This is a genomic window from Chryseobacterium sp. UNC8MFCol (genome assembly GCF_000482305.1).
GTDB lineage: Bacteria > Bacteroidota > Bacteroidia > Flavobacteriales > Weeksellaceae > Chryseobacterium > Chryseobacterium indologenes.
In genome coordinates this window covers 13,450-25,959 of record NZ_AXUZ01000014.1, presented here as the reverse complement: position 1 = coordinate 25,959, position 12,510 = coordinate 13,450, and the positions used below count along the sequence as shown (strand labels likewise).

Sequence of the window (12,510 nt, the reverse complement as noted above, 5' to 3'; positions counted from 1 at the left end):
ATTACTTTTTTATGATAAATTCATCCATAGGAACACGGACTTTTTTCATGCCGGAAAGCCAGTCATTAGCTTCGTCACGGTATCCCAGGTACAGAAGACTTACACTTTTTAAGCCCAATTCTTTCAATCCCAACACTTCATCCACCACTTCATTACTGAAACCTTCTGCCGGAGTGCTGTCGATTTTAAGTTCTGCAGCCTGTGCCAAAGCAATTCCTAACGCAATATATGTCTGGCGGGCTGTGTGGGCAAAATGTTGTTCAGGAGTCTGTGCTCCGTATATTTCTTTGATTTTATCCGTATAGCTTCCGAAACGACCTCTTGGAAGATCTCTTACATCGGTGTGATAATCATATACTTTGTCAATTTTCTCATTAGAATAGCTGTCCCATGCTGCAAAAACCAATACATGAGATGAGTCTCTCATAACTTCAGGGTTTAAAGCGCCAGCCACCATTTTTTCTTTGAGGTCCTGATTTTCTACAACGATAACCCGGAAAGGTTGCAATCCTGATGAAGTAGGTGCCAGTCTTGTAGCTTCTAAAATAGTTTGTAAATCTGCTTCTGAAACTTTTTTGGACGGATCATATGCTTTTACGGCATGTCGCCAGTTTAAATCTTCTAGTAATGACATTTTTCTTTTTGTTTTTAAATTAAACTATCTGGTGTTTATTTCTTATAAATTAACTATGCAAATATAAAACCAATTAAATTGTGTACAATTTAATTTTGATAAATTTTATTGATAACGATTATTTATGAAAAGAAAAATGTTTACCAATTGAAAAGCTGGCAGATAAATTCATTGTTCTTGTTTTGCTCCTGTTATCACGATTTTCCCATGATTTGGATTTTTTATTTTTTTAATTATTCTAATATTTGCAAAAGAACATTAAACTAAAAACAATGCAAAAATTTAAAAACAAGACGGCTTTAATCACTGGAGGAACGAATGGGATGGGATTGGCAACAGCTCAGCAATTTATTGAACAGGGGGGAACAGTAATTATTACCGGGAGAAGTAAAGAAACCATCAACAGAGCTTTAAACCAACTAGGAGAAAGGGCTCATGGAATTGTTTCCAATGCCGGAAATATGAGTGACATAATGAATTTACAGACTGAGGTAAAGAAATATACAGAACAGATTGATCTGCTCTTTCCTAATGCAGGGTATGGAAAACCAGCTCCAATTGAATTTGTGGAGGAAAGCCAGTTTGATGAAATATTCAATATGCTGGTTAAAGGAACTTTTTTCACGGTACAACAGATATTACCATTAATGAAAAAAGGAAGTACTATTGTTTTAAATACTTCAGTAGCTACGGAAATTGCTATGAAAAATTTTTCAATTTATACTGCTGCAAAAGCAGCTGTACAGTCTTTTATTAAAACATTTGCTTTAGAACTTACAGACCGCGGAATCAGAGTCAACGGGATCAGTCCCGGGCACATCAATACCAATATCTTTAATAATACCGGGCTCACTGCTGAACAAATAGACAATGCCGTGCACCATATCATTCCTACGATACCGTTCAAAAGACAGGGAGAACCTGAAGAAATAGCGAATGTCGTTCTTTTTCTTGCCTCCGATGAAGCATCCTATATTCATGGAGCAGAGATAAGAGTAGATGCAGGAATTTCTGTGATAAGATAAAATAGGGGTAGAAATTACTTCACCTCATTGATTTCTTTCACCATATTGGTTTTACTATCAACGCCGATATTGTAGGTTTTACCTTTTTTAAAGCTAAGATTAGCCTTTTCGATCAAGGTTTTATAATTGGAAGATTTCTTGGAAATATAAAATACCTGAGCACTTATTCCGATGGCTACCCGTACAACTTCCTCCGGTTTATCAGGATCTTCAAGGATATTGTTGATGCTGGCATTATTGTACCAGGTTAGTTTCTGAGACTCTGAGCTAGAAGAACAGGATGTGATCATGATAAATACTAATAATAAATACGTCCAGGCTTTCATAAATAATACATTATTGAGTAAAAAGCTCCTGCAATATACTATTATTTGCAGGAGCTCTATAAAAAGTTAGTTAGAATCCGCAATGTGCAGTACTTGGTACCGGAGCTGAACAACCTGACAGCGCTGAAAATGCTGTTAATGTACAGTTGGTATTTACCAGGTTATTATCATACAATAAAGAGCCTGCAGGATTTCTGTAATAGACATTCCCTGCAGTATTAGCATAAGAGGATACCGAAGTTGATCCACAAGTAGAGTTTGTACATAAAGCTCTCCATGCAGTATCGGTGATGGGACCTGTAGAGTTTAAAGAAGGGTCAATAATTCTTTTTTCAACAACTCCGGAAGCATTTTTAAAGCTTACGAGCACAGCCACGTGATATACCCATGATACACAGCATGTACCGGTAGATGCTCTCAGATTGCCATATACAAATTGTTTTTCACATTCATATCCGGCATTGTTTAATATTTGTCTCATTTTATGGGCCCTTGCATAGCATCCGTCTACAGGATATCTGAACGTGATGCAAGGAGAAGATGCGGTGGAAGTTCCACAAGATTGATTTTTGATTTGCGTAAATAAGCTGTTTAAGGTAGCCAGATTAGGGATAACACTAGCTAGTTTGCTTGTCGTTGCATCTGATTTTACCTCTTTGGTTAAGATAGATTTAAAATACCGAACATCTGCTTCGGTAGCTTTTTCCACTTTCGCAATTTCATTCGTGTTTGCTTTAGTAAAGACATGAATGGGTGACTCGCTTTTTACTGCCTGACTGATCATGGCGATAAAGTTTTCATTTTCTTTAGTATCCTTTATTGAAAAAGGTTGTGCACTAATCATGAAGGCGACCCTGTAGCTGTCATTCTCTTTTTGTATTCCTACCGGAACGGTTTTTCCAAAGTCTTTTACGACAACGTTTTTAGATTCATTAGATGTGAGGTTAGCTTCTTGAGCTGCATTTGAATCTGAGCAGGCATTGAATGACATTATAGTCACAAATGCCATCATGGATAGCAGAAATTTTTTCATAATTCTCATAAATTTGGTGGTTAAATGATTTTTTAGTGAATTAGTTCACTGTTTTGTGAGATTAAAAGTAAAAAAAAATAGAATACCTGCAAATGTTTTTTGTAAAAATTTCAAATTAAACAAATAATTTTACTTTTTAAATTGTGTTTTTAATGTGAAAAATAGTGGTTTTGTTGATTATTATTGCGTGTTTTATAATTTTAATGACAGAAAAAAAAGGGGTAAAAAAACCAGTTTCAATTTTTGAAACTGGTTTAAATATATTTTCCTACACCTATTTGTACATCAATTCTGCCTGGAATACATCTGCAAAATGCTTTCTGATTTTGGCCTTGATATCTTCCATTTCCTCAGGAGTCAATTCTCTTTCAAGCTCTCTTTTTAAAGAAGTCACCTGTTTGTCTTTGATTCCGCACGGAATGATATATTCGAAGTAACGCATATCTGTATTGACATTTAAAGCAAAACCATGCAGTGTGACCCATCTTGAAGCTTTTACACCCATCGCACAGATCTTTCGTGCATAGGGTTTCCCAACATCCAGCCAAACTCCTGTTTCTCCCGGAGAACGTTCTCCTTTAAGGCCATACTCACCGATCGTTCTGATAATAACTTCTTCCAGATTTCTCATATATAAATGAATATCCGTGAAAAAGTTTTCAAGATCCAGTACCGGATATCCTACGATCTGTCCGTAACCATGATAAGTGATGTCACCACCACGATTGGTCTTTACATAGGTAGCCTCCAGTTCTTTTAATTGATCAATACCGGCCAGCATATTTTCTTCATGCCCGCTTTTCCCTAAAGTATACACATGAGGGTGTTCTACTAAAAGAAGATGGTTCGGGGTGGTGATATGTTGCTCTGCCGGAAGATCTCTGTTTTTTATCTTGGTCTCAATAATATCTTTCATCAGTTTTTCCTGATAATCCCAGGCGGGCTGATATTCTTTGATGCCTAAATCTTCAAACTCTATTACTTTATTCTGATTTGTATTCATTTCAATTTTTGATATACAAATTTAGTGAATTTTACCCTTTTATGGAATGGATAAAATCTATGGCACTTTTCTTCCAATCTTTATCCTGTAGTAAAATATTCACAAAAGCCGTTCCTATGATACCTCCGTCTGCTCTTTCCGTTACATTTTCAAAATCCTCTTTGGATTTGATGCCGAAACCGATCATCACAGGATTTTTTAATGGGAGAGCAGCCAGTCTCGAAAGATAGTCTTCATTTTTCAATACAGCCTGATCATTTCCTGTGGTAGAAGATGAGCTTACCGCATACAGGAAACCTGAACTTAAAGAATCAAGGTACTGAATCCTTACATCCGATGTTTCAGGCGTAACCAAAAAGGTAAAGTTGAGGTTATATTTTTGCAATATCTGCTGATAGTTTTTTTCAAATTCGATGGGAGGAAGATCAGGAAGAATTAATCCTGAAACCCCGCTTTCTGCACATGCTTCACAGAATTTTTCAAATCCGAAACTCAAAACAGGATTGATATATCCCATCAGTATTAGAGGAATTTTTACCTCATTCTTAATTGTCTTTAACTGAGATAACAGTTTTTCTATAGTCATACCGTTTTGTAAAGCCAGCTCATGGGCCTTTTGAATGACAGGTCCGTCTGCTACCGGATCAGAGTAGGGCATTCCGATTTCAATCATATCAGCCCCTGAATCCTGGATAAGTCGTATAATATCAGCGGTGTCTTCCAGTCGGGGAATTCCTGCCGTGAAGTATATATTTAGTTTTTTCATTTTTTTATTGTATTGATGTATTCATGTAGAATGTGTTTATAACCAGGTTTTTATCTCTTAGAATCATTGTACATGCGTACTTTTTACATTTTACAAATTTTTAAGATACGTTTCCATATCTTTATCTCCACGGCCGCTCAGACAGATCACTACAATGTCATTTTCATTGAATTTCTTTTTGTCTAAAACCGCCAATGCATGGGAGCTTTCCAAGGCCGGAATAATCCCTTCCAGCTTTGTGAGTTCAAACGCAGATTGTAATGCTTCATCATCATTAATACTGAAAAATTCTGCCCGTTTTTCTTTGAACAGGTGGGCATGGAAAGGGCCGATCCCCGGATAATCCAATCCTGCAGAAATGGAGTGAGGCTCGATAACCTGTCCGTCTGTCGTTTGCATGACAAGACTCTTACTTCCATGAAGAACTCCCAAGGTGCCGAGGAATGTTGTGGCTGCAGATTTTCCGGAATCAACACCTAACCCTCCTGCTTCGGCAGCAATAATTTTCACGTCATTTTCTTCTACAAAATGGTAAAAAGTTCCTGCTGCATTGCTTCCTCCGCCAACACATGCAATGACATAGTCGGGGTTTTCTCTTCCGATTTTTTCTTTAAGCTGTTCCTTAATCTCTTTTGAAATAACACTTTGAAATCTTGCCACAAGATCAGGAAAAGGATGAGGTCCCACCACACTTCCAATCACATAATGCGTGGTTACAGGATTGTTGATCCAGTCTCTTAAAGCTTCATTCACTGCGTCTTTAAGCGTTTTTGAGCCTGAAGTAGCCGCCACCACTTCTGCACCCAGCATTTTCATTCTGGCCACATTCGGAGCCTGTCTCTGAATATCGATTTCGCCCATGTACACGATGCACTGAAGACCCAGCAATGCGCAAGCTGTGGCCGTGGCCACACCATGTTGTCCCGCACCTGTTTCTGCGATGATTCTTGTTTTTCCCAGGCGTCTGGCAAGCAGAACCTGCCCCAAGGCATTGTTAATTTTATGAGCTCCCGTATGATTAAGGTCTTCTCTCTTTAAGTAAATCTTTGTGTCGTATTTCTTACTTAAATTTTTCGCAAAATATAATGGCGTAGCACGACCTACATAATGGGTAAGCAGGTCCTGGTATTCATTTTGAAAATCTTCAGATTCAATGATCTCCAGGTAGTTTTTTTGTAATTCTTCTACATTCGGATACAGCATTTCGGGGATGAAAGCTCCTCCAAAATCTCCGTAATATCCGTTTTCATCGGGGTTTTTATAATTCATTTTTTTATTCTTTAGTCATTAAATAAGCATGATTCTGAGCACTGAGCCCATTAAGTAATTTTTTCCTTTCATCAGATAGATGGAAGATTAAGATATCATCATCGTCAGAGTTGACCCATTCGGAATTAATATTCTCTTTGATTGATTTTGCTTTATCATATAAAATCTCAATATTACATTTTTCATAAAACGGACGGAGGTCTGTATGACAAAATCCAATGGTTTCCATATTTCTTTCCCTAAGATTCTCTGTAAAATACTCAACCAATCTGGCTCCATATCCTTTTTTCTTCTGAGCAGCGACCAATCCGACTGCCTCGGCCAATGAGATTTCCTCTCCTGAAATATTTAGCGTAAAATCAAAATTTACCCGCAATACCGCTAAAATGGCCTCTCCAGCATCTACCAGGAAATGAAACTCGGAATCTTTAAAAAAAGATTGAAAATAAGCTGCTTTCATCGTGTTCCAGGCTGAAATATCCCAAAGCCGGAGGATATGTTCTATTTCCTGTTCTGTTAATTCGGTTGTTTTTTTGATCTGATATTTCATGATTTTTAATTGTGGTTAAATTTAATAAAGAGTTCCGAAAGGACGATTTACCCGGCAAAGCAGATAAACTCTTTGTCACTTAACGAAAATACTCCATAACAACCTCTTAAAAGAAATTTTCATATGTCTTACCTTTTGTTTTCATCCATTTGGATGGATGTGCTTTTATTTCCCGAACCAATTTCATTGATGAAATCATTTCTGTACTTCATACTGAATACAATGTGTGGACTTATCCAATCCCGGTTTAAATCGTACCGTTGGGGCTTTTTTGAATGGTTTGGCTGAATTTTTTTATTCGTTCAATATCTTTATTACCGGGTGATGTTTCAAATTTTGAATTGATATCCAGGGCAAACGGTTTATGATTCAGGGTTTCAATATGACCGATATTTTCTTCTGAGATGCCACCACTCAGGAAATAGGGCAGAGGGATGTTCAGCTCATTTAATATTGACCAGTCAAACTGTTTTCCGGTTCCGCCGAATGCTTTACTGTCAGTATCAAACAGATAATAGGAAACCGGGAGCTCAGGGGTTAAGATATTTATAATTTGTTTTATTTTGTTTTTATTTTCAGCCGTGTTATCGCCAATTCGTATCACCTTGATAATTCCGGTTTCCGGGTGTAATTTTTTCTTTAATTCAATCATAAAATCATCACTTTCATCGCCATGAAGCTGGATGAAGTTTAATCCTGCTTTTTGGGTTATTTCAACAATTTTATCAACCTCTTCATTAACGAATACTCCAACTTTTCCGGGATAGTCAATCAGGGATATTTCTTCCAATGTCAGATGATTCAGAACATATCGTGGGGATTTTTCATAAAAGATGAAGCCCAGAAAATCCGCATTCATGGCAATCAATTCCTGAATCTGATCACGTTTTGTTAACCCGCAAACTTTGAGGGAAGGATAAAAATGATGGGCTGACGAATGATGTTTCATATCTTTTGTAGCAGGTTATTTTGAAATTTGCACACTGAAATCTTCAAATGCTTTGGCGGGATCAGGATTTCTCATAAAATATTCTCCCATCAGGAATCCTTCAAAACCTTTCTCTTTTAAATACATAAAATCCTCAAGGTTATAAATACCACTTTCCGCCACCGATACGACATCTTTCGGGAGAAGATTCTTCAGCTGAACAGAATGTTGTAAATCGACTTTAAAATCTTTCAAATTCCTGTTGTTGATTCCTACAAGATCAATATTTGAGTTAAAATGCTTCAGTTCTTCTTCCGTATGAATTTCCAGCAGAACCTCCATGTTGAGTTCATGGGCAAGGTCTGTAAATTCCTGCACCTGAGCAGGGGAAAGACAGGAGGCGATCAGTAAAATAACATCTGCCCCGATACTTTTTGCTTCGTAAAACTGATATTCATCGATCATGAAATCTTTTCGTAAGAGGGGAATATGGAGATGATTTCTTACTTTAAGAACATCTTCAGAACTTCCTCCGAAAAAATCTGTATCTGTAAGAATAGAAACACCGCTGGCTCCGTAGGTTTCATACGCTGAAGTCACTTCCAATGGTGAAACACTGTTGTTGATAATACCTTTTGAAGGAGATTGTCTTTTAAATTCGGCGATAATGCCGCTCTTATTTTTTACAGATTCTTTCAACGACAGGGTTTTCCTTTCAAAAAACTCCGTACTTTTTAATTGTTCCACAGGAATATGGGATTTTGCTGTTGCAACTTCCGCTTTTTTCCTTTCAATAATTTTATCGAGTATGCTCATTTTTAAATATTAGAAGATGGAAAAATTGTTAATTTATTCATCAATTTAACTTTCAATTTACCAAAAGTTCAAAGCTTTTTAATGCTTTTCCGCTTTCCAGGCTCTCCTGGGCTAAAAGAAGACAATCGTTATAAGTTCCGAATTTATTCGTGTGATATAATGCGACTGATGCATTGGCTAGAATCACTGAATTTTGCTGCTCTGTACCATTACCTTCAAGAATATTCATAAAGATTTTTGCTGTTTCCTGGATGGTTTCTCCGGCTTTAATATCTTCCAGGGTAACCGGATTGAATCCCAGATCTTCCGCCGAGTAGATTTCTTCTCCCCGTTTTGTAATTATCTTACTGTCATGGGTTAAACTTATTTCATCATAACCGTCCAGACCGTGAACAAGAACAAAGTCCTGAGCTTCTTTCTGCAGAAGATATTGATAAATTCTTGCAATTTCAAGGTTGTAGACTCCAATTACAGAATATTGCGGTTTTGCAGGATTAACTAATGGCCCCAAAAGATTGAAAAAAGTTCTTAGTCCCAATGATCTTCTCAACGCCCCAACTGATTGCAGCGCAGGATGAAAGTAAGGTGCATGCAAAAAACAGATATTTGCTTTGTCAAGATCTTCATTCAGCTGATCAGAATTGTTTTTGAACTGATATCCAAGTTCTTCCAGTACATTCGACGAACCTGTAGTGGTAGAAGCCCCGTAATTTCCATGTTTTGTAACCTTCTGTCCGGCTCCGGCCACTACAAAGCTGGCCAGGGTTGATATATTGATTGTGTTTTTTCCGTCACCTCCTGTCCCTACAATATCTATAGCATCACTGGCATCGATATGTACAGGAACAGCCATTTGCAGTAGAGCTTCTCTGAAGCCTTCCAGCTCTTTCAGGGTAATATTACGCATCAGAAAAACACTGATAAAAGCAGTGACCTCTGCTGTATTGAATTTATTTTGTGCAATTTCGATCATTGTTGCTTTTGCCTCAGACTTCGATAAGGTATGATGATTGAAAAGGTATTGCAGGATTTCTTTCATTTGATGAGTTTTTATTGTTGAGGGGATTTCTGTTGTATTCACGATAAAAGAAAATTTTTGATAATGGTTTCTCCGTCAGGAGTTAAAATACTTTCAGGATGGAATTGTACCCCGTGTACATCATAGGTTTTATGTTGTAAGGCCATGATCATTCCGTCTTTGTCTACAGCTGTGATTTCCAGTTCTTCCGGGAAACCTTCGGGATTCACTGCCCAGCTGTGGTATCTTCCGACTTCAATTCCGGAAGGCACTTCTCTGAATAATTTTGTATTTTCTTTGACCAGTTCAGTAGTAGTGGCCACACCATGAAATATTTCAGAAAGATTGATAAGGCTTCCACCAAATGCTTCCGCAATGGCTTGTTGGCCAAGACAAACTCCCAAAATACTTTTTGTAGGAGCATATTCTTTTATTAAGTCTAATAAAATTCCGGCTTCTTCAGGAATCCCGGGGCCCGGTGAAAGGATGATTTTATCGTAAGCATTAATTTCTTCCAGGGTAATCTTATCATTTCTTACCACGTCCACTTTTTGATTCAGAATTCTTTCAATGATCTGGACAAGGTTATAAGTAAAGCTGTCATAGTTATCAAAAACGAGAACTTTAAGCTGTGGTTGTTGAGTGTTTATCGTGTTGTTCATCTCTTTTTATTATTGTAAATTAGTTTTATAGTTAACTGAATAGTTGTCGGTTTTCAATTTTCAACGCTCAATTTTCCACTATTTTTTCCGCTTTCTCAACTGCTTTTTTCAATGCATTAAGCTTATTGTTTACTTCCTGTAATTCATTTTCAGGGACAGATTTCGCCACAAGGCCGGCTCCCGCCTGATAATAAAGTGTATTGTTTTTGCTCAGGAAAGTTCTGATCATAATGGCCTGGTTGCAGGTTCCGTTTAAGCCGATCATACCAATGCAGCCTCCGTAATAGCCCCGGGAATCTTTTTCATATTGATTAATAAGCTGAAGGGCTTTGTGCTTCGGGGCCCCGCTTAATGTTCCTTGCGGGAAGGTGGCAGAGACCATTTCAAGAGGATTGATATCATTCTCAACATCGGCTGTCACTTCGCTTACCATATGGATAACATGTGAAAAGAGCTGAATCTCTTTGAGCTTGGTTACCGTTACATTTTTTCCGAGTTTTCCTAAATCGTTTCTTGCAAGGTCTACCAGCATGGTGTGTTCTGCATTTTCTTTAGGATCAGCTTTCAAAACTTCAATCGCTTCAAGGTCAGCTTCGAAATTTCCTGTTCTTTTGGAAGTTCCGGCGATAGGGTGAATGATCGCTTTGTTGTTTTTAATAATCAACTGGCTTTCCGGGCTGGAGCCGAATAATTTGTAATTTCCGTAATCAAAATAAAACAGATAAGGCGAAGGGTTGATGTTTCTCAACGCTCGATATACATTAAACTCGTCTCCTTTGAATTTCTGTTCAAATCTTCTGCTCAGCACCAATTGGAAGACGTCACCTCTCATACAATGCCTTTGAGCGGTTTTCACCAATTCGATATAGTCTTCACTGGTAATATTTGAGGTTTCCTCGCCGTTTTTTTCAAAAGGATAAACGGGTGTATTTTGATTTTTGATGAGTGTTTCTAAAAGATGAAGCTCAGATTTTACCCCGTCGATCTGGTTTTCAATAATGTACATTTCATCATTAAAATGGTTAATGGCAATGACATATTGGTAAAGTCTGTATCTTAGAATAGGAATTTCCACTTCAGGGCTCTGAGCTTTAAGACTGATATTTTCAAAGAACTGAACGGCTTCAAAGCTGGTGTATCCAAAAAGGCTCTGTGCAGTTTCTTCAATAGGATCATTGGTCTTTTTACAGTCAAAAATCTTACGAAATTCTTCAAAAATATCAGTGATATTGCGCTCCATGATAAACTGTTTTACCGGCGGAGTGGTAGGCAGTTTAATTTCAAATTCGTTCAGGTTTTTTACTTCAATTCCTGCAATGGCATTTACTGCAATAAAAGAAAAGTTGTTATCAATACTTTTTGAATCTGAACTTTCCAGAAGGATGGTATCCCTGAATTTATCTCTGATTTTAAGGTAGATATTCATGGGAGTATGAAGGTCTCCCAGTGTTTTTTTCGAAACGGTTTTTATGTTAATTCTATCAGTAAGCATCTGTAGTTTTGTTTTTAATGAAGGTAAGGAATAAAAAAAGGCTTTAACGTTTCCGTCAAAGCCTATATATTGTTTGTTTGATTATTTCTATTGTATAATTAACAACATGACAATACCTCCAGACCCGACGAAGAGTTTGAAAGCCACCACCAATTATTGTTGTTTATTTTTAACATGTGACAAATGTAGAAAATTTTTTAATACAAAAAATAAAAAATATCAAAAAATAAAAAAACTTAATATCAAAATGTACTTATTTCAATCGTTTACGTTCTTCTTTCAATTCTTTGAGTTTTGACTGGTATCCTTCTTCATCATAGTACTTTACATAGTTTTCCAGTGCAGAAATATACTCATCAATGAATTCTTTATTGGTTCTGTCTGCTTCATATTTGATCCTTGCAGAATTCACCGGAGCAAGCTTTGAATATTTGTCTGCCATTTTTCCTTCTTCGGATTGTCCGTAAAGAATGACAATGTTTTTTTCATATCCGGGAATGTATTTCACGGGAAAAGAAACTTCCATCTGGGGAATTCTAATGGCATTTTCAATAGGATAAATGGCTGCAGTGGTGGTAGAAAAAAAAGTTGAAATATATTTTCCGTTCTGCAACTTGACAATGGCTTCATAATCATGAATATACATTTCGTTTAATGTGGAGTTTGTTTCCACATCAGAAGTTATAATTGCGGTACTTTCCACTCCGTATTTGTTCAAAAACCATGCATTTATAAATTGACCTGCCGCTCCGTTTAAGATCGCCAGAGGAATGATGGGAACCAGAAACCATCCTTTCTTTGTCAAAGCAGAGAGCCCGCCAAAGAATACCAAAAGCAGTATCACAGTATAAAAACCATGATGACTGGCAAAAAACAAAATTTTTGAAATCAAAACCATGTTTAAAGATAAGATTATCTTCTTACATATCGTTATAATAAACGCTAAGTTCACAAACGGTCATTATTAAAGATTTTAAAATAGGTTTGT

General features: G+C 37.0%; 14 protein-coding genes. 1 reads left to right on the top strand and 13 read right to left on the bottom strand.

What is annotated here, in order from left to right:
* Position 1: 1 nt before the first annotated feature.
* Entirely contained in the window at positions 2 to 634 is a 633-nt protein-coding gene (locus tag M030_RS0108380; RefSeq protein WP_027373102.1) for an NAD(P)H-dependent oxidoreductase, read from the bottom strand.
* Between the two features lie 272 nt (positions 635 to 906).
* On the opposite strand from M030_RS0108380, the gene M030_RS0108375 reads away from it, so the two are divergent.
* The gene (locus tag M030_RS0108375; protein WP_027373101.1) at positions 907 to 1,659 is read left to right on the top strand and encodes an SDR family oxidoreductase; all 753 of its coding nucleotides are present in this window, start codon (positions 907 to 909) and stop codon (positions 1,657 to 1,659) included.
* 14 nt (positions 1,660 to 1,673) lie between these two features.
* Here M030_RS0108375 and M030_RS0108370 read toward each other — a convergent pair whose 3' ends face one another.
* The 12 genes from M030_RS0108370 to M030_RS0108310 all read right to left on the bottom strand — a co-directional run bounded on the left by M030_RS0108370 (position 1,674) and on the right by M030_RS0108310 (position 12,420).
* Positions 1,674 to 1,985, bottom strand: a complete 312-nt coding sequence (locus M030_RS0108370) for a hypothetical protein (protein ID WP_027373100.1) — start codon at positions 1,983 to 1,985, stop codon at positions 1,674 to 1,676.
* Positions 1,986 to 2,055: 70 nt separating this feature from the next.
* Positions 2,056 to 3,018: a protein-glutamine glutaminase gene (locus M030_RS0108365; protein WP_130868125.1), complete on the bottom strand. Its 963-nt coding sequence runs from the start codon at positions 3,016 to 3,018 to the stop codon at positions 2,056 to 2,058.
* A gap of 274 nt (positions 3,019 to 3,292) precedes the next feature.
* On the bottom strand, positions 3,293 to 4,021 hold the full coding sequence (lipB, locus tag M030_RS0108360; RefSeq protein WP_027373098.1) for a lipoyl(octanoyl) transferase LipB: 729 nt from the start codon (positions 4,019 to 4,021) through the stop codon (positions 3,293 to 3,295).
* A 31-nt stretch (positions 4,022 to 4,052) separates the two neighbouring features.
* The gene (trpA, locus tag M030_RS0108355; protein ID WP_027373097.1) at positions 4,053 to 4,787 is read right to left on the bottom strand and encodes a tryptophan synthase subunit alpha; all 735 of its coding nucleotides are present in this window, start codon (positions 4,785 to 4,787) and stop codon (positions 4,053 to 4,055) included.
* Between the two features lie 90 nt (positions 4,788 to 4,877).
* Positions 4,878 to 6,056, bottom strand: a complete 1,179-nt coding sequence (gene trpB / locus M030_RS0108350; RefSeq protein ID WP_027373096.1) for a tryptophan synthase subunit beta — start codon at positions 6,054 to 6,056, stop codon at positions 4,878 to 4,880.
* A 4-nt stretch (positions 6,057 to 6,060) separates the two neighbouring features.
* The gene (locus tag M030_RS0108345; protein WP_027373095.1) at positions 6,061 to 6,606 is read right to left on the bottom strand and encodes a GNAT family N-acetyltransferase; all 546 of its coding nucleotides are present in this window, start codon (positions 6,604 to 6,606) and stop codon (positions 6,061 to 6,063) included.
* Between the two features lie 247 nt (positions 6,607 to 6,853).
* Positions 6,854 to 7,555: a phosphoribosylanthranilate isomerase gene (locus M030_RS0108335; RefSeq protein ID WP_027373094.1), complete on the bottom strand. Its 702-nt coding sequence runs from the start codon at positions 7,553 to 7,555 to the stop codon at positions 6,854 to 6,856.
* 15 nt (positions 7,556 to 7,570) lie between these two features.
* A complete protein-coding gene (gene trpC, locus M030_RS0108330; RefSeq protein WP_027373093.1) occupies positions 7,571 to 8,350 on the bottom strand; it encodes an indole-3-glycerol phosphate synthase TrpC in 780 nt (259 codons plus the stop codon).
* A gap of 52 nt (positions 8,351 to 8,402) precedes the next feature.
* Positions 8,403 to 9,389, bottom strand: a complete 987-nt coding sequence (gene trpD / locus M030_RS0108325; protein WP_027373092.1) for an anthranilate phosphoribosyltransferase — start codon at positions 9,387 to 9,389, stop codon at positions 8,403 to 8,405.
* A gap of 38 nt (positions 9,390 to 9,427) precedes the next feature.
* Positions 9,428 to 10,030, bottom strand: a complete 603-nt coding sequence (locus tag M030_RS0108320; RefSeq protein ID WP_027373091.1) for an anthranilate synthase component II — start codon at positions 10,028 to 10,030, stop codon at positions 9,428 to 9,430.
* 67 nt (positions 10,031 to 10,097) lie between these two features.
* Positions 10,098 to 11,522, bottom strand: coding sequence for an anthranilate synthase component I family protein (locus M030_RS0108315; RefSeq protein ID WP_027373090.1), 1,425 nt, complete (start codon positions 11,520 to 11,522; stop codon positions 10,098 to 10,100).
* Between the two features lie 253 nt (positions 11,523 to 11,775).
* On the bottom strand, positions 11,776 to 12,420 hold the full coding sequence (locus tag M030_RS0108310; protein ID WP_027373089.1) for a hypothetical protein: 645 nt from the start codon (positions 12,418 to 12,420) through the stop codon (positions 11,776 to 11,778).
* Between the last annotated feature and the right edge of the window lie 90 nt (positions 12,421 to 12,510).

What these genes read in the sequence shown, in the direction of transcription:
- M030_RS0108380 (WP_027373102.1), bottom strand. Translation starts at nt 634, where the DNA reads ATGTCATTACTAGAAGATTTAAACTGGCGACATGCCGTAAAAGCATAT.
- M030_RS0108375 (WP_027373101.1), top strand. Translation starts at nt 907, where the DNA reads ATGCAAAAATTTAAAAACAAGACGGCTTTAATCACTGGAGGAACGAAT.
- M030_RS0108370 (WP_027373100.1), bottom strand. Translation starts at nt 1,985, where the DNA reads ATGAAAGCCTGGACGTATTTATTATTAGTATTTATCATGATCACATCC.
- M030_RS0108365 (WP_130868125.1), bottom strand. Translation starts at nt 3,018, where the DNA reads ATGAAAAAATTTCTGCTATCCATGATGGCATTTGTGACTATAATGTCA.
- lipB (WP_027373098.1), bottom strand. Translation starts at nt 4,021, where the DNA reads ATGAATACAAATCAGAATAAAGTAATAGAGTTTGAAGATTTAGGCATC.
- trpA (WP_027373097.1), bottom strand. Translation starts at nt 4,787, where the DNA reads ATGAAAAAACTAAATATATACTTCACGGCAGGAATTCCCCGACTGGAA.
- trpB (WP_027373096.1), bottom strand. Translation starts at nt 6,056, where the DNA reads ATGAATTATAAAAACCCCGATGAAAACGGATATTACGGAGATTTTGGA.
- M030_RS0108345 (WP_027373095.1), bottom strand. Translation starts at nt 6,606, where the DNA reads ATGAAATATCAGATCAAAAAAACAACCGAATTAACAGAACAGGAAATA.
- M030_RS0108335 (WP_027373094.1), bottom strand. Translation starts at nt 7,555, where the DNA reads ATGAAACATCATTCGTCAGCCCATCATTTTTATCCTTCCCTCAAAGTT.
- trpC (WP_027373093.1), bottom strand. Translation starts at nt 8,350, where the DNA reads ATGAGCATACTCGATAAAATTATTGAAAGGAAAAAAGCGGAAGTTGCA.
- trpD (WP_027373092.1), bottom strand. Translation starts at nt 9,389, where the DNA reads ATGAAAGAAATCCTGCAATACCTTTTCAATCATCATACCTTATCGAAG.
- M030_RS0108320 (WP_027373091.1), bottom strand. Translation starts at nt 10,030, where the DNA reads ATGAACAACACGATAAACACTCAACAACCACAGCTTAAAGTTCTCGTT.
- M030_RS0108315 (WP_027373090.1), bottom strand. Translation starts at nt 11,522, where the DNA reads ATGCTTACTGATAGAATTAACATAAAAACCGTTTCGAAAAAAACACTG.
- M030_RS0108310 (WP_027373089.1), bottom strand. Translation starts at nt 12,420, where the DNA reads ATGGTTTTGATTTCAAAAATTTTGTTTTTTGCCAGTCATCATGGTTTT.